At 71.6% G+C, this 23,298-nt stretch carries 19 protein-coding genes and 1 pseudogene; 13 read left to right on the forward strand and 7 right to left on the reverse strand.

Features of this window, described 5'->3' with window-relative positions; all coding sequences use genetic code 11:
- Window positions 1–885: 885 nt before the first annotated feature.
- Complete coding sequence (locus ACWEN0_RS35030) at window positions 886–1,971, reverse strand: helix-turn-helix domain-containing protein (RefSeq protein WP_451983540.1); 1,086 nt, start codon at window positions 1,969–1,971, stop codon at window positions 886–888.
- A 160-nt stretch (window positions 1,972–2,131) separates the two neighbouring features.
- On the opposite strand from ACWEN0_RS35030, the gene ACWEN0_RS35035 reads away from it, so the two are divergent.
- Window positions 2,132–4,471, forward strand: coding sequence for an ATP-binding protein (locus tag ACWEN0_RS35035; RefSeq protein ID WP_451983542.1), 2,340 nt, complete (start codon window positions 2,132–2,134; stop codon window positions 4,469–4,471).
- Here the strand turns inward: ACWEN0_RS35035 and ACWEN0_RS35040 are convergent.
- Window positions 4,472–5,350 (reverse strand): annotated as a pseudogene (locus ACWEN0_RS35040) (dienelactone hydrolase family protein).
- 110 nt (window positions 5,351–5,460) lie between these two features.
- Complete coding sequence (locus ACWEN0_RS35045) at window positions 5,461–6,627, reverse strand: epoxide hydrolase family protein (RefSeq protein ID WP_451983544.1); 1,167 nt, start codon at window positions 6,625–6,627, stop codon at window positions 5,461–5,463.
- Between the two features lie 118 nt (window positions 6,628–6,745).
- Between ACWEN0_RS35045 and ACWEN0_RS35050 the strand changes: the two genes are divergently transcribed.
- Window positions 6,746–7,306: a TetR/AcrR family transcriptional regulator gene (locus ACWEN0_RS35050; protein WP_451983546.1), complete on the forward strand. Its 561-nt coding sequence runs from the start codon at window positions 6,746–6,748 to the stop codon at window positions 7,304–7,306.
- Window positions 7,307–7,338: 32 nt separating this feature from the next.
- Here ACWEN0_RS35050 and ACWEN0_RS35055 read toward each other — a convergent pair whose 3' ends face one another.
- Window positions 7,339–8,460 (reverse strand): epoxide hydrolase family protein, encoded by a 1,122-nt coding sequence (locus tag ACWEN0_RS35055; protein WP_451983548.1) that lies wholly within the window; start codon window positions 8,458–8,460, stop codon window positions 7,339–7,341.
- Window positions 8,461–8,491: 31 nt separating this feature from the next.
- A complete protein-coding gene (locus tag ACWEN0_RS35060; protein WP_451983550.1) occupies window positions 8,492–9,064 on the reverse strand; it encodes a TetR/AcrR family transcriptional regulator in 573 nt (190 codons plus the stop codon).
- An 85-nt stretch (window positions 9,065–9,149) separates the two neighbouring features.
- Between ACWEN0_RS35060 and ACWEN0_RS35065 the strand changes: the two genes are divergently transcribed.
- The 6 genes from ACWEN0_RS35065 to ACWEN0_RS35090 all read left to right on the forward strand — a co-directional run bounded on the left by ACWEN0_RS35065 (window position 9,150) and on the right by ACWEN0_RS35090 (window position 14,934).
- Window positions 9,150–10,376, forward strand: coding sequence for an amidohydrolase family protein (locus ACWEN0_RS35065; protein WP_451983552.1), 1,227 nt, complete (start codon window positions 9,150–9,152; stop codon window positions 10,374–10,376).
- Entirely contained in the window at window positions 10,373–11,242 is an 870-nt protein-coding gene (locus ACWEN0_RS35070; protein ID WP_451983554.1) for an alpha/beta hydrolase, read from the forward strand. The genes ACWEN0_RS35065 and ACWEN0_RS35070 overlap by 4 nt, the downstream gene beginning before the upstream one ends.
- A 171-nt stretch (window positions 11,243–11,413) precedes the next feature.
- Complete coding sequence (locus ACWEN0_RS35075; protein ID WP_451983556.1) at window positions 11,414–12,241, forward strand: LLM class flavin-dependent oxidoreductase; 828 nt, start codon at window positions 11,414–11,416, stop codon at window positions 12,239–12,241.
- A 767-nt stretch (window positions 12,242–13,008) separates the two neighbouring features.
- Entirely contained in the window at window positions 13,009–14,265 is a 1,257-nt protein-coding gene (locus ACWEN0_RS35080) for a sodium:proton exchanger (protein ID WP_451983558.1), read from the forward strand.
- A gap of 26 nt (window positions 14,266–14,291) precedes the next feature.
- Window positions 14,292–14,573, forward strand: a complete 282-nt coding sequence (locus ACWEN0_RS35085) for a hypothetical protein (protein WP_451983560.1) — start codon at window positions 14,292–14,294, stop codon at window positions 14,571–14,573.
- 127 nt (window positions 14,574–14,700) lie between these two features.
- Complete coding sequence (locus tag ACWEN0_RS35090; RefSeq protein WP_451983562.1) at window positions 14,701–14,934, forward strand: hypothetical protein; 234 nt, start codon at window positions 14,701–14,703, stop codon at window positions 14,932–14,934.
- A 214-nt stretch (window positions 14,935–15,148) separates the two neighbouring features.
- On the opposite strand, the gene ACWEN0_RS35095 is transcribed toward ACWEN0_RS35090, so the two are convergent.
- Both ACWEN0_RS35095 and ACWEN0_RS35100 read right to left on the reverse strand, forming a co-directional pair.
- A complete protein-coding gene (locus ACWEN0_RS35095; RefSeq protein ID WP_451983564.1) occupies window positions 15,149–15,481 on the reverse strand; it encodes a helix-turn-helix domain-containing protein in 333 nt (110 codons plus the stop codon).
- A gap of 725 nt (window positions 15,482–16,206) precedes the next feature.
- Window positions 16,207–16,860: a TetR/AcrR family transcriptional regulator gene (locus ACWEN0_RS35100; protein ID WP_451983566.1), complete on the reverse strand. Its 654-nt coding sequence runs from the start codon at window positions 16,858–16,860 to the stop codon at window positions 16,207–16,209.
- 139 nt (window positions 16,861–16,999) lie between these two features.
- Here ACWEN0_RS35100 and ACWEN0_RS35105 point away from each other — a divergent pair, with 139 nt between their 5' ends.
- From ACWEN0_RS35105 to ACWEN0_RS35125, 5 genes are all read left to right on the forward strand, one after another.
- A complete protein-coding gene (locus ACWEN0_RS35105; protein WP_451983568.1) occupies window positions 17,000–18,133 on the forward strand; it encodes a VOC family protein in 1,134 nt (377 codons plus the stop codon).
- Window positions 18,134–18,176: 43 nt separating this feature from the next.
- Entirely contained in the window at window positions 18,177–19,118 is a 942-nt protein-coding gene (locus ACWEN0_RS35110; RefSeq protein ID WP_451983570.1) for a fumarylacetoacetate hydrolase family protein, read from the forward strand.
- Window positions 19,115–20,995, forward strand: a complete 1,881-nt coding sequence (locus tag ACWEN0_RS35115; protein ID WP_451983572.1) for an acyl-CoA synthetase — start codon at window positions 19,115–19,117, stop codon at window positions 20,993–20,995. Before ACWEN0_RS35110 ends, ACWEN0_RS35115 begins: the two co-directional genes overlap by 4 nt.
- Window positions 20,992–22,512, forward strand: a complete 1,521-nt coding sequence (mhpA, locus tag ACWEN0_RS35120; RefSeq protein WP_451983574.1) for a bifunctional 3-(3-hydroxy-phenyl)propionate/3-hydroxycinnamic acid hydroxylase MhpA — start codon at window positions 20,992–20,994, stop codon at window positions 22,510–22,512. The genes ACWEN0_RS35115 and mhpA overlap by 4 nt, the downstream gene beginning before the upstream one ends.
- Before the next feature lie 93 nt (window positions 22,513–22,605).
- Window positions 22,606–23,103 carry a TetR/AcrR family transcriptional regulator gene (locus ACWEN0_RS35125; protein WP_451983576.1) on the forward strand — a complete coding sequence of 166 codons (498 nt, stop codon included), beginning with the start codon at window positions 22,606–22,608 and terminating at the stop codon, window positions 23,101–23,103.
- Window positions 23,104–23,298: the final 195 nt, after the last annotated feature.

Below are 23,298 nucleotides of genomic sequence, written 5' to 3' on the forward strand. Positions count from 1 at the left end.
ACAACTACCATCGACCACACACTGCCGCCGGAAACCGGCCACCGGTCACCCGGCTCCACGCTGGTGTCACCAACGTCATGGCCTCATACAGCTAGGCGGCAAACGGGGGGCGTTCTGCCGCCTAGCCACGCTGCCGTGATCAGGACGGTCGGGGGGCGTGCCGGACCAATCACCTCAGCACATGGACAAGAGGTGGGGCCGCGCTCGAAATGACGGCCCGGACCGCAGATCACCGAGATGGGTGACGCCGGTGCCCGGGAGGTCGGCGGGACTCCGGCCCCCCGACCCTGCCGAGCCGCCCCGGGCACCGACCGGCCTCTTCTACCGTTGACCGGCAACGCATCCGCAACGCCCAGCAGCGTCGTCCCTCGAACGCGCGCCGGAGTTCACCCGGTCGTGACTCCGTCGCGGCGGCACGATGGCCGGCGGCGGGTCCACGGCTCCTCGGCCCGTGCCCGGTCCATGCCGAACACGAACACGCCTGCATCCGCTGTCCCGTCCTGCGCGTCGACCCGCGCCGGCGCGAGTGGCCGGCTGAGGTGGTGCACGATCTCGGCCAACCGGCGTCACCGGAGCTCGGATGAACAGCCGGCTGGGCGAAGATGGGGGCCTGACTGTCAGCCTGCGCGCTGCGAACCACCGCAGGTGCGCCCGTTGCGGGGTGGTCACCGGATGCGGCGACGCCATCCCGTGAGCCCGTCGTCCGGATCCACTGGGCCGGCACCGAGACCGCCACCCGCTACCTCGGCTACCTCGAAGGCGCCTGGAATCGGGCGCGGCTGACCCGGCAGCACTGATCGGCAAAGGTCCGTCGAGGCCGAGACCGCTGGGCGCACACCACACCGTGGACCCGACCTGAACCGCGTCCCAACCGGGAAACCCAGGTCAAGGGGTTCGCGCGCCACGACCGGCCATGACCCGCTCGGCGCGCAAGGCGATGCGGAGGTTGAGGCGTTCTCCGGGCTCGTCCAGGCGCGGTCCGAACAGGGCGCGCAGCCGGTGGAGGCGATTGCGCGCGGTCTGCGGGTGGATGCCCAGCCGCGCCGCGACTTCGGGGGCGCCGCCGCGGGCGTCGAGCACCGCGTCGAGGGTTTCGGCGAGCTTGCCGCGCTGGGTGCCGGACACGGTGGACAGCGGCTCCAGACTCCGCGCGGCGAGCACGCCGGTCAGCAGCTCGTCGGCGAGCAGCCAGTGGGTGACCAGGTGATCGGACCAGCGGATGAGGCCGTCGCGGGGGAGCAGGCCGCCGCCGCGCAGGTCCCACGCTCGCCGGGCCCAATGCAGTGAAGTGGCCGCTTCGGCGGGGGTGACGGCCGGTCCGGTCGCGGCCGGACCGCGGCCCAGCAGCCGCGCCAGGTCGGTCTTCTCCGGCACCAGCAGGTACGGCTGCTCGGCGACGAGGTCGGCGAGCACCGCGGAATCCGGCTGCGCGACGCGGGTGCCGGGCGCCACGACGACGGCCACCACACGATCCGGTGGGTGCCACCTCGCGCGCGTCGCCAGCCCGGTCCACGGCCGCCCGGCCACCAGCTCGTGCAGCAGCTCCCGGCGCAGCTCGGCGACCGACGACGGGTGCGCGGCCCGGAACGCCTCGGTGGAGAGGCGGATCAGGACCTCGACGCACCGCAGCACTGCGTCCACCCCGGTGGCGACGACACCGGGCTGCTCCCGGCGGCCCAGCTCGGCCAGGATCGGCAGCGCGCACCGGCCGCCGGCCTGGTACGCGCGGGCGAGGCGGTCGGGTTCGCCGCCGGCCGCGTGCTCCGCGACGCCGGCGCGGCGGAAGGCGTTCGCGCCCGCGGCGACGCCGAGCGGGACCGGCCGGCAGCCGCTCAGCAGCGCGGCCACGAAATCCGTGGCGCTCGCGTCGAAGAACGCGGCGTGCTCGGGAACCGCGTGCCGGACACCGGCGACGACCGCGCGGGCGATCACGGCCGCGGCGCCGTCGGCGAGGGGCTGGGGGACGGTCATCGTCGACCTCCGGAGCGGGCGGGCATCGCTGGCGCGTCGAGTCTGGTCGGCCGGGTCCGCAGTCCGCGTCGATGAAAAGACGTATCCGGGCTACGTAGCCGCCGTCCGGTCGGCGCACCGGCGCTGGGCCACGTGGACACCGGCGCCGCGACCGATCAAGATGGGGCCGGAGGCACGGCAGGTGAGGGATGACGGCGGCGCGGCCACGCGACGGGACCTGACGAGTTACGTGGGCCGCATCGAGGACGAAGCCCGGGTGCGGCGCCTGCTCGGCGAGGCCCGGCTGGTCACGCTGACCGGACCCGGCGGCGTGGGCAAAACCCGGCTCGCCGGCCGGGTGGCCAGCTCGGTGACCAGGGCTTTCCCCGGCGGCGTGGCCATGGCCGGTCTGGCCGGGCTGCGCGACGGCAGCCTGCTGACCCGCACCCTCGCCGACTGCCTCGGGCTGCACGACACGGCCGCCCGGACCGCGCTGGACACCCTGCTGGCGCACCTGCGCGAGCGGCGGGTGCTCCTGGTGCTGGACAACTGCGAACACCTCGTCGCCGACTGCGCCGAGCTGGCCGACGCCCTGCTCCGGCAGTGCCCGGACCTGGTGGTCCTGGCGACCAGCCGGTGCTCGCTGGGGGTGGCGGGGGAGCGGATCACGCCGGTCGCGCCCTTGGCCGTCCCGCCGGAGAACGTCCGGACCGTCGAAGACGCGATCGGCTACGACGCGGTGCGGCTCTTCGTCGACCGGGCGGCGGAAGTGCTGCCGTCGTTCCGGTTCGCCGAGGACGACGTGGCGGCCGTGGTGGGGTTGTGCCGGCAGCTGGACGGCCTGCCGCTGGCCGTGGAGCTGGCCGCCGCCCGCATCCGCGCGCTCTCACCCGGGCAGATCGCCGACCGGACGAGCCGCAGCCTGGCGCTGCTGACCACCGGGGCGAGGTCGCTGCCGGAGCGCCACCGCAGCTTGCGGGCCACGATCGAGTGGAGCCACGCGCTGTGCACGGACGCCGAGCGTGCGGTCTGGGACTGCTGTTCGGTGTTCGCGGGCGCCTTCGACCTGCCTGCCGCGGAGGAGGTCTGCGCGATCCCGGGGCTCGGCGGCTTCGCGGTGCTGGACGCGGTGGACGGCCTGGTCGACAAGTCCGTGCTGCTGCGCGTCGAAGGGCAGGCCGGTGTCCGCTACCGGATGCTGGAGGCGCTGCGCGAATTCGGTCAGGAGCGGCTGGCCGCCACCGGGACCGCCGAGGCCGTCGCCCGGAGGCATCGCGACCACCACGCACGGCTGCTCGAGCAAGCCGACGCCGACTGGTTCGGTCCCCGGCGCGACGACTGGTTCGCCCGGCTGTCCGAACGGCACGCGGACGTCCGGGCGGCGCTGTCGTGGTCGCTGCGCGACCCCGGCGAGGCCGCGGTGGCGCTGCGGATGGCGGGCGGCGTGATCGAGTACTGGCTGGCCCGCGGAGCGGCGTGGGAGGTCCGGGAGTGGCTCGACCGCGCGCTCGCCGTCGCCGCCGAGGACGCCCCGGGGCGGGCGACGGCGCAGGCCCGGGCGGCCCTGTGTGCCGCCCTGCACGCGGATCTGGACGGAGCCAGGCAGCGGCTGGAGCTCGCCGAAGCCGCCGGCGACGAGCACGCCGTGCCCTACATCCGCCACGCACGGGCGTTCGTGGCGTTGCTCGCGGTCGAGCCGCACGCGCTGGAGAACGCCGCCGAAGCCGTGCGGATCTTCGACGAGCGCGGTGCGCTCCGGCAGACCCTGCACCCGATGTTCATCCAGGCGGTGGCCACGGCCTACCGCGGCGATCTGCCCGGCGCCCGGCACCTGCTCGAGGAGATGTTGCGGCGGTGTGCGTTGGCGACGGACGAGTCCTACCGGTCCATGGCCCTGTTCGGGCTGGGCACGGTCGAGATCTTCTTCGGCGGTGACCTCGACGCCGGCGAACGGGCGATGCGCGACGCGCTGGAGATCGACCTGCGGGGCCCCGACGTGCTGTCGGCGGCGTACCGGGTGGACGGGCTGGCGTGGGCGTCGGCCCGGAGGGAAGACTGGGCGGCCGCGGCGAGGTTGTTCGGCGCGGCGGCGACGTTGTGGGACCGGTGCGGCGCGGAGCCGGACATCGCCGTGTCGCTGGCGCACCGGCAGCTGCTCGCGGCCACCCGCGGCGCGCTCGGCGAAGCGCGGTTCGAGCACGCGTTCACCGAGGGACGGCGGTGGAACCCGCACGACATCCTGGCCCCCGCGGCGGCCCCGGGAGCGGCGGAGCCCGCGGAAGCCACCGGCTGCGCGGTGCTGCCGCCGCTGACCCGGCGCGAGTCGGAGATCGCCCGGCTGGTCGCGACCGGGCTGAGCAACCGGGAGATCGCCGTCCGCCTGGTCATCGCCCAGCGGACCGCGGAAACCCACCTCCAGCACATCCTCACCAAGCTGGACCTGGGGAACCGGACCCAGGTCGCCGTCTGGGTCAACGAGCAGCTCGTCGCCCGGACGGGACCCGGATCCGGCCGGCGGTGATCAGCCCAGCGGGCAGGTGCCCCGGTAGGCCGCGATGGCCGGGTCGCCCGTGGGCAGCGGGCAGAGGAACTGCTCGTACCGGGTGTCCTCGTCGACGAACCGCTTCAGCCAGGAGATGCTGTACTCCGCGATCGTCGGGTTCGGCTTGGTCGGCGCCAGGTGCCCGACGCCGGCGAGCAGCAGGTACTCTTTGTCCAAAGAGGACGGCAGGCTTTGGTAGAACGGCCGCGAGAACGTCCCGTCCGGGGCGATGAGGTCGTTCTGGGCGCTCACGACGAACGTCGGCACGCTCAGGTCGGAGAACGTCGTGTTCGGGCTCCAGCCGGCCAGCGGGATCGCGGCCTTGAGGGTGGGCGCTTTCCGGGCGGCGATCAGGGTTCCGCCGCCGCCCATCGAATGGCCCATCACGGCCAGCCGGGTGCGGTCGACCCGGTCCTTGACCTGGCTCGAATCCGTGACGTAGCGCAGGGCCGCGAGCAGTTCTTCGGAGCGCGCGTCCGGCGTGTCCCACACGCTGGTGGTGGCGATCGTGATGACGACGAAGCCCTGCGAGGCGAGCCGCGGGCCGTACCAGGCGACCGCGGCTTCGGACTCGAGGAACCCCGGCGCGACCGCCACGGCACCGAACGTGCCCTAGCCGGTGTCGGTCGGGTAGGAGATCGTGCCGCCACCGAACCCCTGGCCGGCGCCGACCTTTTCCGTGCTGATCGCGAAGGGGCCGCGCTCGGCTTCGACGGAGGCCCGGGTCGGGGCCGGTCCTCGCGCGTACGGGTTGTCTCCGGTGAAAGCCGCCGACGCCGGGCTCGGGCCCGAAGCGGCGAGGAGAACAGCGGTCAGGGCGCCGGCGATCAGTGGTGCCCATCGTGGTTTCCGCGTCATCGCGAATGTCCTCTCGGGAATCTCCCGCCGAGCACGGGAGGACCCAGGTATAGCGACGGCGTCGGCGATCCCGCGTCGGGGAAACCACGTATAGGGGGTCGAGAAATCCGTCACCCGGCCGCGCGGCGCCGGAGGGGGCGCAGGCCGGTGCGGATTTCGCGGACCAGGATCTCGGGCTGTTCCAGGGCCGCGAAGTGCCCGCCTTCGTCGGCTTCGCCGAAGTGGATGAGCGTGCTGTAGGTGTCTTCGATCCAGCTTCGGGGCAGGCGGGGGATGTCCCGCGGGAAGGTGGTCACCGCGACCGGAAGCGTCAGCTTCGGGCCGGCGAACGTGGCCCCTTTGTTCTCCCAGTAGATGCGGCCGGACGACGCCGCGCTGTTGGTGAACCAGAAGAGGGATATCACGTCGAGCATGTCGTCCACGGCGAGGGCGTCCTCGGCGAGCCCGCGGTTGTCGGTCTTGGACTGGAACTTCTCGTAGATCCAGGCCGCCTGACCGGCGGGGGAGTCCGCCAAGGCGAATCCGACAGTCTCCGGCTTCGTGCCCTGAAGGTGGTTCGACCCACCGAGATCGCCGGTGTAGCGGGCGAGGGTCTCCACGGCGTGGCGCTGTTCGGGTGACACCGTGTCGGGTATCTGCGCGGGAAAGGCGTACTGGGTGTTCAGGTGGATTCCGAGAAGGCCCTCGGGGCGCATGGCACCGAGGGCGGTGGTGACGACGGCACCCCAGTCGCCGCCCTGGGCGGCCCAGCTCGGGTAGCCGAGACGCGTCATCAGCTCCACCCACGCGCTCGCGATGCGCGATACGTCCCAGCCGGTTTTCGCGGGCTTGTCGGAGAACCCGAACCCGGGCAGCGACGGGACGACGACGTCGAACGAGTCGGCGGCGTCTCCCCCGAACGGAACGGGGTCGGTCAGCGGGCCGACCAGCTTCAGGAAGTCGGCGTTCGAGCCGGGCCAGCCGTGGGTGAGCAGCAGCGGCATCGCGCCGGGGTTCTCGGACCTGACGTGCAGGAAGTGGATGTCCAGCCCGTCGATCTCGGTCAGGAACTGGGGGAAGCGGTTGAGTTCGGACTCGAAGCGCCGCCAGTCGTAGCCGCGCTCCCAGTAGCCGACGAGAGCTCGGGCGTTCGCCACGCGCACCCCTTGCGACCAGTCGCCCACCGTTTCCGGGTCCGGCCACCGGGTTCTGGCCAGCCGCTGCTTCAGGTCGTCGATCTCCGCGTCCGGGATCGAGACGGTGAACGGGCGGACGAGGGTGTCGGTCGGTGTGGTCATGGCTTTCTCTCTTTCCCCGGTTTCGCGCCTTCGTTGCACACTGGTGTGCAGCCTACGTCGTTGCACACCCGTGTGCAACAATGAAGCGGTGCCTGCCGAGTCGTCCCGCGTGCGCTCGATGAACGAGACACGCGACCGCATCCTCGACGTCGCCCTCGACGTGCTGGGGGAGAACCCCGACGCCGGGATGGGTGACATCGCCGTCGCCGCCGGGGTCGTCCGCCGCACGGTCTACGGCCATTTCCCCGCACGCCTCGAGCTGATCCGGACCCTCACGGAACGGGCCGTCGCCGAGATGACCGCGGTGCTCACCGAGATCTCCGCCTCCGGCGCGGACGCGGACACGGCGTGGGTCGAGTTCATCGCCCGCGTCTGGCCGGTGGCGCACCGGTACCGGGTGCTGCTGGCGCTGCGGCGCGGCGAGTACGGCGAGGAGATCCACGGCCTGCTCGGGCCGGTCGATGACCTCCTCGCCGACCTCGTGCACCGCGGCCAGGACGACGGCGTGTTCGCGCGGCACCTGCCGGCGAGCGTGCTGAGCCAGATCGCCTACGGCGTCGTGTTCGCCATCGCGGACAGCGACGTGTCACCCGGTGCGCGGGCGGCGACGATCACGACCCTGCTGATGCTGGGCGTTCCCGAGGCACGCGCAATCGCTCTCGTGGGCGACCGGTCCTGACCGGTCCGCGGCTCCCCGGTGGTGGCGGGCGGTCAGCGGAAGAGGCGGAAGAACCCGCGTACCTGCTCCACCAATGAATCCGGCTGCTCCAGTGCGGCGAAATGGCCGCCCCGGGGCATTTCTTCGAACCAGCGCAGGTCGGTGAACCGCAGCTCGGCCTCGCGACGCGAGGGGCGGGTGATGTCGCGGGGGTAGATCGACAGGCCGGCCGGTGCGGTGACCTTGTCCCGGAAGTTCGCGAAGCTCTCCCAGTACAGGCGCGCCGATGACGTGGCCGACGCGGTGAACCAGTAGACCGAGATCTCGTCGAGGATCTTCTGTCGTGTCAACGCGTCCTCGGGGTGGCCGGTGTTGTCGGTCCAGGCCCAGAACTTCTCGGCGATCCAGGCCGCCTGGCCCGCCGGGGAGTCGGTGAGGCCGTAGCCGAGCGTCTGCGGCCGGCTCGACTGGATGGCCGAGTACCCCCGGCCGGTGCGTCGCATCTCCTTCTCGGCCTCGAGGTTCGCCAGCTCCGCGGGTGTCGGGTCGTCGAACGTGCCCGCCGCCACGGACGCCAGGTTCAGGTGCACGGCGGCGACGCGCTCGGGCGCCACCTCGCCCAGCGTGCCGGACACGGCCGAACCCCAGTCGCCGCCCTGCGCGCCGTACCGGTGGTATCCCAGCGAGACCATCAACGTGTCCCAGGCCCGCGCGATGCGCCGGAGGCCCCACCCGGTCGTCGACGGCTTGTCACTCCAGCCGTACCCGGGCAACGACGGCGCGACGACGTGGAACGCGTCCGCCGGGTCCCCGTCGTGCGCGCGCGGGTCGGTCAGCGGGCCGAGGACGTCCAGGAACTCGAGGACCGAGCCCGGCCACCCGTGCGTGAGCACGAGCGGGAACGCGTCCGGCTCGGGCGAGCGGACGTGCAGGAAGTGGATGCCCAGCCCGTCGATCACGTCCCGGTACTGCGGGAAGGCGTTCAGCCGGCCGGCGAACCCGAAGTCGTAGTCCTCGGCCCAGCTGCGGCACAGCTCCTGCGTGTAGGCCAGCGGAATGCCCTGCGACCAGTCGTCGACCGGCTCGGGCTCGGGCCACCGCGTCCGTCGCAACCGGTCGCGCAGGTCCGCGATCTCCGCTTCGGTGACGCTGACCTCGAACGGCTCGGCGGCCATGGCGGACTCCTTTCGTCGGAGGGGCGAGCGGTCACCGGCCTCGCGCGGGAGGCGCAGCCAAGGAGGTGAAGAAGTGTTCGGCCGCCGCGTCGACCTCGGCGGCCGGGGTCAGCAACCGCTGCAGCAGCAGTCCTCGCATGCCTGCGACGGCGATGACGCTTCGCTGCTTCGCGTCCGCCGTCGTGGCCCCCTCGCGCAGAGCCGCCGCTTCGAGGAGGCGTGCCAGATCGTCGAGGTCGGCGATGAATTCCTGAAACGCGTCCGGTTCGTAGACGGCGAGTCCGGCCAGGCGGAAAAAGGCCCGGGTTCGGTCGTCGTGTGCGGCGTTCGCATAGAAGTTCCAGATGATCCGGCACAGGGGTACGAACCCGGGTTCGTCATCGGCCGCGGCGATGACGCGGTTGTCGCGGCGGCGGGCTTCCGAAAGTACGGCGCCCAGGAGCCCCGGCCGTGATCCGAAGTGGTAGGTCAGCAGCGTGTGGTGCACGCCGAGCCGCTCCGCGACCTGGCGCATCGACAGGTTCGGGGCGGGGCCGCCCTCGCCGAATTCGTCGAACAAGGCCTGCAGCAGGCGTTCTCGTCCTTCTCCGACCGGCGATCTCACGCTGCCTCCCTTGACGAGTTCACCACTGTTGAGTACGTTACCGCACATCGAATTCACCAGTGTTTAGGACGCGGCGGGAGGCTTGTTGACCGACATTTGGTTCGCCGGCGGCGTGGTCGCGGACGGATCGGGTGGCGACCCGGCCGCGGCCGACGTGTGCGTGACGGACGGCATCATCACCGCGATCGGACCGGCGCCGCCCGGGGCGACGACGGTCGACCTCGACGGCATGCTCCTCACCCCGGGACTGATCGACGCCCACGTCCACCTGGGCCTCTCGAGCCCGATCCGAGCGCAGTTCGGGTTCCAGCTCTCGGCCGCCGAACTCGCGGCCGACATCTTCGCCACCGCGGGCCACGCGCTCGACGCGGGTTTCACGACGGTGCGCGACACCGGCGGCATCGACGCCGGAGTCGTCGACGTCATCGCGCACGGCAAGGTGCGGGGGCCGCGGGTCCTTTCGTGCGGACCCGTGCAGTGCCAGACCGGCGGCCACGGTTACTACGGCGCCGCGTGGGAACCGACCGAGCTGTGGACCACGCACCACATCCCCGGGCTTTGCGCCTTGTCGCTGATGTCGGGCAACGCCGACGAGCTGCGGCGCAACGTCCGCGAGTCGTTCCGCCGGGGCGCGACGTTCGTGAAGCTGTGCGTCACCGGCGGTGTCGTCGGGGGACACGACCGCCTCGCCGACACCCAGTTCACCCCCGAAGAGATCGCCGTGGCGGTGGAAGAAGCGGCGGCGCGCGGCACCTACGTCACGGTGCACGCGCACAACGACGCGGGCATCCGCAACGCGGTGCTGGCCGGCGTCCGCTGCGTGGAGCACGGCACCGGGATCGACGAGCCGACGGCCCGGTTGATGCGGGAGCACGACGTGGCGCTGGTGCCCACCTTCGCCGTGGTCGAGCAGCTCATGGACACCGAGAGCATGGACTTGGATCCGGCGACGCGGAACCGCGTCGCCGGCGTCCGGCAGCGCATGGCCTCGGCGCTCGGGTTCGCCCGGGCCGCGGGGGTGAGAATCGGCCTGGGCTCGGACCTCATCGGGCCGGACCAGCGGCGCCGAGGTGACGAGCTTCGCCTTCGCGCCGAACTGGAGTCACCCATGCAAGCGCTGGTGTCGGCCACCAGTGTCAACGCCGACATCCTCGGTCTGGGCGAGACCACCGGGACGATCGACGTCGGGAAGCGGGCCGATCTGGTCGCGTGGCAACGGGATCCCCTGCGGGACGCGAAGGTGTTCGCAGATCCGGAGATGGCCGTCCTCGTGGTGAAGGACGGCCGGATCGTGAAAGGAAAAACTCGATGAGCGGAATGCTGCACGGCTGCTTCGCGGACACGGAGTACCTCGAAATCACGGCGCGGTCGGGACACCGCTACGGCGTCTGGGTCACCACACCCCCCGGCTACGCGGACTCCGCGGACCCGTTGCCGCTGATCTACGTGGTGGACGGCAACTGGGCCGTCGGCCTCACCGCGCCCCTCATCGTCACCCAGGCGGACCCCTACCTGAGCATCGCCCCGTACATCCAGGTGAGCGTCGGCTACGCCGGTGAGGAGGCCGCCGACTGGGCCCGGCTCCGCAACCGCGATCTCGTGCCGCCGGGGGAGCCGGTCAGCGACCAGATGGTGGCGACCCTCGCGGCGGCACGCGAATCGGGCGTGATGACCCAGGAGTACATGGACGCCTACCTCGCCGAGCTGGCGGACACTCACGCGGACACCTTCCTCGGCTTCCTGACCGACGAGCTGCACCCGCACCTTCGGTCACGCTTCCGGATCAGCGAGTCCGGGCACGGCCTCTTCGGCTACTCCTACGGCGGTCTTTTCGCCCTCTACGCATGGCTGCGCGAAGCGGTTCCGTTCGCGACCTTCGGTGCCGGGAGTCCCGGTGTCGTGGTTGCGGACAGCCAGGTTTTCGGCCTGGTCGAAACCCTGCCGGCGCCCCGCGAAGACTCACCCGCGCGCCGGCTGCACGTCACGCTGAACGAAGCCGAACTATTGGGAGCCGTCCCGGTCTACCGCGAACTGGCCCGCAACGCACTTGCGGTCGTGGAGCACCTGCACGGCAAAGGACGGTCGCGAGACGTCTCGAGCGCGATGATGCACGAGACACACCTGACCGGGCTTCAGGCCTCGTTCCTGAGTTACCTGAAGACCTGCCACTCACGCTGACCGCCGGCGGCCGTTCTCACGGCGTGCCCGGTCGGCACCCCGGTCCACCGGCGTCGGCGGGCGCAGACAGCGCGCCGGATTGCTCGTCGTGGTCTGTCGGATCCCCCGCGGCCCGTTCGTAGATGATGTGAAGCCCGGCGCCAGGCCGGGCCGCGGGGAAGGGGCCTCACCATGACGGGAAACTCGACACGCCGGAACAGGCCGTTGCGGTTCGGGGCCGTCGCGCCGATCACCGCCGACCTGCCTGCCTGGCGCGACCAGTTGCGTGGGCTGGCCGACAGTGGGTACTCGACGATCTTGCTGCCCGATGTGCCGCAGTGGCAGCCGGCGCCGGGCCCGGCGCTCGCCGTGGCGGCGACGATCACCGGCCTGCGGGTGGGCACCTGGGTGTACGCGTCCCCGGTCCGGCCCGCGTGGATCACCGCGTGGGAGGCGCACTCGCTGTCCGTGCTGACCGACGGCCGGTTCGAGATGGGCATCGGCACCGGCCGGCCCGGGATCGCCGGCCAGCTCCGGGAACTGGGCCTGCCGGTCACCCCGGCGGACCGACGGCCGAGCCAGGTGCGCGAGGTCGTCACGGCCCTGCGCGAGCTCGACGGCCCGGACCGGCACACGCCGGTCGTCATGGCCGTGGCCGGCCCGAAGGCGCAGGCGCTGGCCGCCGAAGTCGCCGACACGGTGACGTTCGTGACGCCGCAGATCGAGACGCGGGCCGCGACGACGCAACGGGTCCAGCGCTTCGACAACCCCCGCGGTGCGGAACTGGCGTCGCACGTCCCCGTGATCGGCGACTCGGTCGCCGCGTTCATGGCCGGACCCGACACCGACCCCGCCGCGGTCCGAGCCGCGGACTCACTGGCCTACCTGCCCGGCGATCCTGCTGCCGCTGCCGAGGAGATCCTGCGACGGCGCGAGGAGATCGGGTTCTCCTACTTCGTGTTCGGCGCGCACGTCGCCGGCGCTCTCGCGCCGGTGGTCGCCGAGCTGGCCGGACGGTGAGACGTCACAGAGTGCGTGGAGTTCCGGTGGGCCCGAGTGGCCAGCCGTTCGCGCTTGAGAAGGATCCGGGCGCCGGTGCCGTAGTCGCGGGAATCGACCGCGTCCGGCACCGTCCGGAATCCCATGTTCCGTCCCCGTAGTCGCCGGGTCACACTACGGGACTCCAGCGGGCCGTCTCAACGTTTCGCGGTCACCCGGCAGGTCGATAAGGGCAGGTCAAGTGATTGCTCAGGGCGCGGGGAGCGCGTCGGCGATTGTGTCTAGTAGGTATGCGAAGGCAGGGGGCGTAGTGCCTGGGGCGAGATCAGCGGAGTCGGCTTCGGCTTCGAGCGTCGGCACCCAGTCGAGTGATCTGCCATACAGCCACGCAAGGCCGCGGCGACTACCCGCGCCGTAGTCCGAGCACGGCATCGGAGCGATTCTGTGGATCGCCGCCCGGGAACTCGCCCGGCAGGGTGCCGGATTGAGGTTCGCGGGCGTTGACGGTTCGCCCTGCCGAAACCGCACCGTGGACCCGCCGAAAACGGACATTCGGGATTCGAAGATCTTGATCAACGGTTGCGGTAACCCGATCTCGGCGGTCACGGTGTGGTTGTTCCGAAGGGGAGTAGCCCGCGAGTCCACTGTCGACACACCGAGAGCCCGGCTCTCCGGCGGTGGCACCCACTCCACGTGGGTGGGCAAGACCTTCGACCGGTTGATCATGCCTGGCCGGGGCTCCTGGACGTCGCGGCGGGGCGTGCGCGCGTCCAGGAAGGAACCGCTCCGTGCTCGCCAAGTTGCTGCGCCCGATCGGGCTCTGCGTTGCCCTCGTCGTCCCGGCTGTCGCGCTCCGCGTCACCGGAGCCGAGCTGAGCCCGGTGCTCGGGTTGCTGCTGTTCGGCATGGCCGTGGTGGCCGCGTCGTTCGTCCTGGCCTGGGCCGCCGAGGCCGCGCAGGTCGACATCTCCGGCGGGCTGGCGATCGCGATCCTCGCCGTCATCGCCGTGCTGCCCGAGTACGCGGTGGATCTGTACTTCGCTTACACCGCCGGGTCGAACCCCGAGTACGTCGCCTACGCCGCGGCCAACATGACCGGCTCCAACCGGTTGCTGCTCGGCCTGGGTTGGTCGCTGGTGGTGCTCGTCGGCCTGGCGATCGCGAAGAAGCGCACCGGCAGGACGGTGCGCGAGCTGACCCTGGACTCGCCCTACCGCGTCGAACTCGGCTTCCTCGCCATCGCTTCGGTTGTCGCCTTCGTGATTCCCGCGATCGGGCAGATCCCGCTGCTGCTGGGCTTCGCGCTACTCGGGTTCTTCGCGTTCTACCTGTGGAAGGTCTCCCGCGCCGAGGCGGAGGAGCCGCACCTGGTCGGCCCGGCCGCGACGATCGGCGCCTTGCCCAAGCGGTCCCGCCGGATCCTGGTCGTGACACTGTTCGTGTTCGCCGCGGCGGTCATCCTCGCCTGCGCCGAGCCGTTCGCGCACAACCTGATCGCCGCCGACACCCAGCTGGGCATCGACCGGTTCCTGCTGGTGCAGTGGCTGGCTCCGCTGGCCTCGGAAGCACCCGAGTTCATCGTGGCGATCCTGTTCGCACTCCGCGGCAAGGGCGACGACGCCATCGGCACCCTGATCTCCAGCAAGGTCAACCAGTGGACCCTGCTCGTCGGCAGTCTCCCGATCGCCTACCTGGCCGGCGGCGGAGGCGCCGCCCTGCAACTGGACGGGCGCCAGGTCGAGGAGTTCCTCCTCACCGCTGCGCAAACCCTGCTCGGCGTCGCGGCGCTGCTGGCTCTGCGGTTCCCCCGCTGGGCCGCGTGGACGTTGCTCGGGTTGTTCGCGGTGCAGTTCGCGCTTCCCGGGCAAACCGCCCGATACGTCCTGTCCGCGGTCTACGCGGCGATCGCGTTGGCCGCTCTGCTGCGCAATCGACGCCACATCCTGCCGACGCTGGCAGCGCCCTTCCGCCGCACACCCGACGGCTGCGAGGACGGTGAGCGCCCGTCCGTCAGCTCGGAAACCGCCGGCGCGGCCGGCCGCTGACGGGAGCCGAACACCCCTTCCGAGCCATGTCCGGGCGACCACCGTCGCGACCGCCCTCGGCCCACGAGCCGCACGACGCCGGAGCAGCAGACACGCCGAGCGACGAAGAAGCCGGGCGCACGTTCCTGCAGGAGTTGCGCGACGCGCTGCCGCCGGCGCTGCTCACCGCACTCCCGCAGATGCCGGTGCCCCTGTTGTTCGTCGTCTACAGCCAGGCCAAGGCCGGTGTGGACACTGGGACGCTCAGGCGAACTGAGCGGCCCGCCCGGCGCCCTCGGCAAGAATCGGCCTGTGATGTCTCAACGTGACCCAGCCTCACGCTCCTCGATGCCGGGACCGGGGCGGGCTGGTCACCAACGCCTCCCTGATCGCCGGCGTCGGCGGCGGCGGGGTTGCGTCGCACACGATCGTGCTGACCGGCAGACCGCTTCGACCATGGCCGAAGCGGTCGCCCGCGACCCGGAACAGGCCCTGCGCCTGCACACCCGCGAAGAGCTCGGCGTCGATCCCCACGACCTGCCGTCCGGGTTGCTGGCCGGCGGGATGACAGTCGGCAAGCTCACCGGCCGGCCGCTCCTGCGGTCCGGGCTTCGCCAGCTCGTGCTCGGCGGGCTGGCGGTCGCTGTGACCTTCGGCATCGGCCAGCTCATCGGCGCGCCGGCGGCCTGATGCCTGGGCCGACGCTGGGCCGAACCAGGCGGTCAGCCGCGACACGCGCTACGTCGGCATGCCGTTCCACGAACGACGACCTCCTCCAGGCAGGCGCCCAGTTGTCGCGGCGACACCGCCTCCGAGCCCACGGGAGCCGGCGCCGTAGCCGAGCCGGTGGACGTCGACGCCGTTCATGGGTGTACCGCCGGTGAGAGCGGTACACCCACGGGTGTCAGTCTGCGTGGTGGGGACGGGAATTCTGTTGCCGGGCTTCGTGCAGCTGGTCTTCGAGGGAAATGATGCGGCACGCGGCGTCGATGGCGGTGCCTTGGTCGACCAGTTCCCGTACTCGCGCCGCGATGCGCAGCTGGTGGCGGGAGTAGCGGCGGTGCCCGCCGGCGGACCGTTGCGGGGTGATCAGCCCGGCTTCGTCGAGGCTGCGCAGAAATCCTTGCGTGGCGCCGAGCAGGTCGGCGGCCCGGCCCATGGTGTAGGCGGGGTAGTGCTCGTCGTCGAACTTGTCGGCCGCGCTGGGCGTGGCCGGTCCTTCTTGGTCAGGGATCATGTGGCCTCCGCAGCACGAAGGACCCCGGGTGCCGCGCACGGCACCCGGGGTCCTCAAGGGTAGGGAATTTTCACCATTGTCCACCGGCGCGACCGCCGGTGTACTGCACCCGCGCCCGGCGTGAAACCGGACCGTGCGGGGATCGCTCATTCGTGACCGAGCACCACCTCCGAACTCGATGGGACTGCGGCACCCGCGCGGCGCTACCTGGCCGCTGCGGGCGATCCAATGATGTGCCCTTTCCCTTCTTTCCGGTTTTCTCTTACTGGGTACTGCTACTTCACTTGCCGCGAACGCCACTGCGGGAACCCTTCTCCTGATCGGTCCCAGCACGATGACGCCGCTGGTCACTGCCCGGAGCCCCGTTCACTGATCGGCTCCGGCCACCTGACCGGTCCTGCCTACTGCACTTGCGAAAACAACTACCAACACTGCTGATCTCGCGGGTAGTTACGTCCTCTCCCGCGCCTGCTTGACTTTGTCTCTCTCGCTACGACCAGAAGATTACACGCACCTGCCGTCGAATGTCTACTCCAGTCAGCATAGATTTTCTGGCCGTGCACCGCGGCCGGGAAGGTGACGCCGGAGCTGAACCGGTTCCTGCGCGAGCACCGGCAGCCATCGTGAAGGCTGGATCACTCCGAGCCGGACTGACGAGCCCGGTCACGCCCGAGCGCGGACGCCGGGGTCGCTACCGCGCCGGCCGGAACGCGGAGGAGTCGCGCTCAGCTCGCAGTGCGAGAACCGGCGAATGCGTCGAGGTCGGGGAGGGGCAGTTCGCACATTTCGCGGGCTTCGGCAGCCGGGAGTCCCAGCATCCGCAGCACGTCCTCGGTCACCTGATCGGTGGCCTCGGCGTCGTCGCGGCCGGGCTGGTGGTGGAGCAGGCGGCCGAGGCCGAGAGCCGCGCCGGCCACCGTCAGCATGGTCAGTTCGGGGTCGCGGACCGTGAAGCGGCCGGCTTGCGCGGCGGCTTCGATGTCGCGGCGCGCGCGGGGGGCGAGTCCGTGGTCCGCCGTGGCCAGTTCGAGCCCGTGGTGCAGGAGCACCTTGCTGAGTTCGGGGTGGCGACGGTGCAGGCGTCCGGTGAGCCGGAAGCTCTGCGCGAACACCCGGGCCGGATCGGCCAGGTCCGTGGTCAGCTCGTCGAGCAGGGCGCCGTGGGCTTCGAGTGCGGCTTCGACGGCCGCTCGGTACAGCTGTTCCTTGGTCTCGAAGTGGTTGTAGAACGACCCCAGCCCCACGTCCGCGGCTTGGGTGATCTCCAATACCGACACGGTGGTCCTGCCGTCGGCGATGAGGGCTTGGGCAGCCCGGACGAGGGCCGCACGGGTGCGGGCCTTGCGTCGCTCCAGCCGGCTCGGGGCGTGGTCGGGCATCCGGGTTCCTGTCTTCCGCTGGCGGTGGCATCGCATCGTACCTCGCCTCGTCAAAAATGATGAAATCATCAGAAACTCTTGACTGATGAGATCCTCGTAGCTGACGATGTCGTCATCAACTGAGGTGGAGGGAGCAGCCGTGCCGGATCTGGACGACCCGCACGCCGGTCTGCACAGCGAGCACGGTGCGCTGGCGGGCGAGCACCCCGGCCGGGCGCGCAACCCGGTGATCAAGGTGCACGACGTGGCGTGGCTGGAGTTCGAAAAGCCGAACCTCGAGCGCGCGGAGGTGTTCGCCCGCGCCTTCGGGTTCGTTCCGACGCTCAGCAGCGCCCAGGAGCTGCACCTGCGGGGCACCGACCCCGGTGCGCCCTGCGTGCTCGTCCGCAAGGGCGCCCGGTCGCGGTTCGTCGGGCCGGCGTTCCGCGCTGCCGCCGGCAGCGACCTGCCGAGGCTCGCCGGATCCACCGGCCGGCCGGTCACCCCGCTGCCGGACACGCTGGGCGGGATCGCCGTCGACCTCGACGATCCGAACGGCCTGCGCGTCCGGATCGTCTCGGACACGCACGAGCTGCCCGCGCTTTCGCCGCAGGAGCCGCACGTGCTCAACTTCGGGCACGAGGTCCGGCGGGTCAACGCCACGCAGCGGCCGCCCTCGGCGCCGGCGCGGGTGCAGCGGCTGGGGCACGTCGTGCTGCAGACGACGAAGTACCGGCAGACGCTGGACTGGTACCTGCGGCACCTGGGGATGATCGTCAGCGACTTCCTGTACCACCCGGGCCGTCGCGGGCGCGGGCCGGTGATGAGTTTCATCCGCTGCGACCGCGGCGCCACCCCGGCCGACCACCACACACTGGCGCTCACCCTCGGCCCGGCGAACCGCTACGTGCATTCCGCCTACCAGGTCGCCGACCTCGACGCGCTGGCCGCCGGCGGGGAATACCTGCGCGACCACGGCTACCACCACTCGTGGGGCATCGGACGGCACATCCAGGGCAGCCAGCTCTTCGACTACTGGCGCGACCCGGACGGCTTCATGGTCGAGCACTACAGCGACGGCGACCTGTTCGACAGCACCCTCGAACCCGGGTGGGCTCCGATGACCGCCTCCGGCCTGGCCCAGTGGGGGCCGCCCGCCACGGCCGACTTCCTCGGCGTCAAGCCCGGCAAGGAATCGCTGCGTGAACTGCGCGCGGTGTTCTCGGCGCTGCGCGAAGACAACGAATTCGACGCCCGGCGCTTCCTCGGCCTGCTCAAGGTCGCCCGCTCCTGAGCGGACGACAACCCAGCCCACCACGCCTCCCACGGAGAACCCTGTGAGCACAGCCATCCTGCGCACCGCCGACGCCTGGTACGTCGCCGACGGCGCTGACGCCACGAAGGTCGGCACCCGCGCCACGACCACCGGCGAACTGCTCGCCGACCGGGCGGCGGTCACGGCCGCCGCCGCGGGCCCGGCCACGGACCGGGTCGAGGACCTCGTCCTGGTCTCGCCGGTCACCGCGCCCTGCCGCGTCGTCGCCCAGATGACCAACTTCGCCTCCCACGTCACGGACGCCGGAATGGACCCGGAAACCGTGCCCCTGACGTTCTTCCGCAAGACGTCCGGATCGATCAGCGGCCCGTTCGACGACGTCGTGAAACCGGCGCACGTGAACCTGCTCGACCACGAAGTCGAGATCGGGCTGGTCATCGGCCGCGAGATCCCGGTCGGCAGCGAGATCAGCGCCGACACCCTGCACGAGTACGTCGCGGGCCTCGTGGTCACCGATGACGTCTCCGCCCGCGACATCCAGCTCCCCAAGACCCAGTTCTACGAGGCCAAGTCCTACCCGACCTTCACCCCCGTCGGGCCCGCGCTGGTGCTGCTGGAGGCGGGCGAACTGGAGCGGTTCCCCGACCTGCGATTGACCCTGTGGGTCAACGGTGTGCGCCGCCAGGACGCGCTCGTCGGCGGCGACATGATCTACCCGCCGCTCGAAGCCCTCCGGGCGTTGACCCGGTTCCAGCGGCTCGATCCGGGCGATCTGGTGCTGACCGGCACCCCCGCCGGAACCGCACTGTCCGCGCCGCCGAAGGTCGTGGAGAAGATCGCCGCGCTGCTGCCGCCGGCGCTCAAGTGGAAGCTGTTCTTCACCGGCCAGGCGAAAAATCCGAAGTACCTGGCCGACGGCGACGTCGTCGAGGCGACGGTCGCCACCGACGACGGCACGATCGACCTCGGCACCCAGCGCACGATCGTGAGGGACAAGCGATGACCACCACCGCCCCCTGGTGGCCCCGCTACGCCGAGCCCGCCGACCTGGCCGCGATCGAGGCCGTCCCGCTCGCCGAACGAGGTCTGCCGGAGTCGACCTACGCGCTGCTCCTGCGGGCCGCTCGGCGGTGGCCGGATCGACCGGCGACCACCGTGCTGCCCGAAGCCGCCCGGTGGCGCGAACCGGTCCGGCGCGGTTTCGCCGAGCTGCTCGCCGACGTCCACCGCTACGCGAACCTGCTGCGGGCACTCGGTGTCCGGCGCGAGGACGCGGTGGCCCTGATGGCCCCCAACTGCGCCGACCTCATCCCGGCGGTCCTGGCCGCCCAGCTCGCCGGGATCGCCGCGCCGCTCAACGGCGGCCTGGCCCGCACCCACCTCACCGAACTGCTCCGCCTGTCCGGCGCCCGCGTGCTGATCACGGCCGGCCCCGAGCTCGCGCCGGAATCCTGGAGCACCGCACGGACGCTCGCGCCGGAGCTGGACGCGATCCTCGTGCTGCGCCCGACCGGCGCGGCCGGCGAACCCGCCCCGCTGCCGGCCATCGACGGCGTGCGCGTGGGCTATCTCGCCGACCTCGCGGCCGGGTTCGACGCGTCCGGTTTCGACGGTGAACCGCCCTCGGCGGCCGACCTCGCCGCGTTCTTCCACACCGGCGGCACCACGGGAGCGCCGAAGCTGGCCGCGCACACCCAGGCCAACGAGGTCGCCGACGCGTGGATGATCGCCGCCAACTCACTGCTCGACACCGGCTCGGTCATCTTCGCCGCCTTGCCGCTGTTCCACGTCAACGCGCTGCTGGTCACGGTCCTCGCGCCGCTGTTCAAGGGCCAGCACGCGGTGTGGGCAGGCCCGCTGGGTTACCGGGAACCCGCGCTGTACGGGCAGTTCTGGAAGATCGTCGAACACCACCGGATCGCGGCGATGAGCGCGGTACCGACCGTGTACGCGGTGCTCGCGCAGTGCCCGGTCGACGCCGACATCGCCAGCCTCCGCTACGCCATGGTCGGCGCGTCACCGCTGCCCGCCGCCGTGCGTGCGGGCTTCCAGGCCCACACCGGCGTCACCCTGGTCGAAGGCTACGGGCTGACCGAAGCCACCTGTGCCAGCGCCCGCAGCTTCCCCGGCACCGCGCGCCCCGGCACTGTCGGCCAACGCCTGCCCTACCAGCAGATGAAGGTCACCGACCCGGGCACGGGGGAGGAACTGCGCCACGGGGAAACCGGGGTGCTGGCCATCAGCGGCCCGACCGTGTTCCCCGGTTACGTCGTCGGCCGGGACGAGAGCGGGTACCTGCTGGACGGGCTGGGCAAACTGCGTGACGGCTGGCTGGACACCGGCGACCTGGCCCGGCTCGACGGCGACGGGTTCGTGCACCTGACCGGGCGGGCCAAGGACCTCATCATCCGCGGCGGCCACAACATCGACCCCGCGATGATCGAGGACGCCCTCCTGAGCCACCCCGACGTCACCGCGGCCGGCGCGGTCGGCCGTCCCGACGACCACGCCGGGGAAGTGCCCGTCGCCTACGTGACCCTCACGCCCGGCGCCACCGTCACCGAGGACGGCCTGCTGGCCTGGGCGACCGGCCGCGTGCCCGAGCGCGCCGCCACGCCGAAGGCCGTCACCGTGCTCGACACCCTGCCCGTGACCGACGTAGGCAAGCCGGACAAACTCGCCCTGCGCGCCGACGCCACCCGCCGCGCGATCACCGAAGCACTGGTGGCGTTCGACGAAGTGACCGTCGAAGCGGTGATCGAGGACGGCACCGTGATCGCCGCCGTCACCCTTCCGTCCGAAGTGGACGAACCGAAGGTGGCCGCAACGCTCGCCCGCTACACCGTTCCCAGCCGTCTGACGTTCCGGGGAACCTCATGACCGCCCCGATCGGGCTGACCGTGCCGGTCGTCATCGTCGGGGCGGGCCCGACCGGGCTGACCGCGGCGGCGCTGCTCGGCCGGTACGGCGTCGAATGCCTCGTGCTGGAGCGATGGGACTCGGTCTACCCCCGGCCCCGTGCCGTGCACCTCGACGACGAGGTGCACCGCATCCTCGGTTCCCTCGGGCTGGCCGGGGAGTTCGCCGCCATCTCCCGGCCCGGTCACGGGCTGCGGCTGCTCGGCCCGGACCGGCGGGTGCTGGCGGAGTTCCGCCGGTCCCCGGGCGCCGGCCGCCACGGTTACCCGGAGGCGAACATGTTCGACCAGCCCGAGCTGGAACAGCTGCTCCGCACCGGCCTGGACGGGTTCGGCCACGTCACCCTGCGCGGCAACGTCGACGTCACCGGCATCGTGCAGGACGGAGCCGGCGCGCGGGTCGAGGTGACCGACCGCGTCAGCGGCGAGCACGAGACGATCCACGCGGACTACGTCCTGGGCTGCGACGGCGCCAACAGTCTCGCCCGGGCCTCGATCGGTGCCCGGATGACCGACTTCCGGTTCGACCAGCGCTGGCTCGTGGTCGACATCGCCACCACCGCCGACCTCGGCGAATGGGAGGGCGTGCACCAGGTCTGCGACCCGGCCCGCGCCGCGACCTACATGCGCATCGGAAAAACCCGCTACCGCTGGGAATTCCGGCTGCTGCCCGGGGAAACCGGCGACGGCTTCCACCACCCGGACCGGCTGCACCCGCTGATCGCGCCGTGGACCAAGGACATCCCCGCCGACGAACTGGAGATCGTCCGCGTCGCCGAATACACGTTTCGTGCGCAGGTCGCGGACCGGTGGCGCGAGGAGAGGGTGTTCCTGCTCGGCGACGCCGCCCACCTGACCCCGCCGTTCATCGGCCAGGGCATGGGAGCGGGGCTGCGCGACGCGGTCAACCTCGCCTGGAAACTCGCGGGCGTCCTCGACGGGACGCTGCCCGTGGGCGCGCTCGACTCCTACGAGGCGGAACGCAAGCCGCACGCCCGCGCCATGGTCCGGCGAGCCGTGCTGATCGGCAAGGCCATGACCGAGGGCGGCCGGTTCGGCGACCTGATCCGCCGGGTGGTCGCGCCGCGCCTGGCCGTCGTCCCCACCGTCGCCCGGCACGTCCTCGACAGCGAGACGCCCGCGCTGCGCCGGTCGAACCTGCTCGTGCGGCCCCGCCTGCGGCGCACCTTGGCGGGACGGCTGTGCCCCAACGCCGTGCTCGGCGACGGCAGCCGCTTCGACGACGTGGCCGGCGGCCGGTTCTCGGTCGTCACCGCGAACCGTCCGTCGGAGGCCGAACGCGCGGTCGTCCAGGACTGCGGTGCGGTCCTCCTCACCGCCCGGCCGTGCGGCGAGCTGCACCGCTGGCTCCGGGACGGTCGCGCCGGAGCCGCTCTCGTTCGCCCGGACGGCACGGTGCTGAGCGCGGCCGGCAACCTTTCCCGGATCCTGCCGCGGCTCACCGCACCTGCTGATTGATTCGCAGCAGCTCGATCCGGCCACACCGGGCCCGGCACTCGCGCGGAACGGCGCAAGGCGCACACGCGGCAGAAGCTGATCGACGCCGCGGACGTGGGTTTCGGGTCCCTCTACAACCACTTCTCCAGCAAGACGGAGTTGTTCCAGACGGCCGTGCCGGAGGTCCTGGAGGAACTCGGCCTGCTGCTGGACGAGCTGGCCGGCAGGGTCGGCGATCCGGCGATGGCGTTCGCGCAGTCGGTGCGGTTGACCGTGCGCCTGGCGGTGGCGCGGCCGGAGATGGCCCAGGTGCTGGTGCGGCACGGGATGGCCTACATCGACGCCGACGAAGGTCTCGCTCCGCGTGCCCTGCGCGACATCGAGGCCGGTGCGGCGTCGCGCCGGTTCCGCGTCGGTGACCCCCGGATCGCCCTGGCGACCACCGCCGGCGCGCTGCTGGCCGTGGTGCACGTGTCGCTGGTGAATCCGGACGGCGTCACCGACGCGACGTGCGACGAGGCGGCCGAGCAGCTGCTGCGGATGCTCGGCGTCCCGCCCGAGGAAGCGCGCGAGATCGCGACGGCGCCGCTGCCGCCCGTCGACCAGGGCTGACGACCGGCACGACACCGGTCAGGCGGGCCGTTCGGCGATGGTCGCCCGCTTGTGCTGCTCGCCACGGCGTGCCACGGGTCGAACGACGGGACGTCGTCGGCGTGGCGTCGCGACGACCCGGTGCGGTGACAGATCGTCCGGCCACCGCGGACGCGTTCTCGACGGGCATCGTGTCGAGGTCGGTGCACAGCTGGC

It is taken from the genome of Amycolatopsis sp. NPDC004378 (assembly GCF_053602455.1).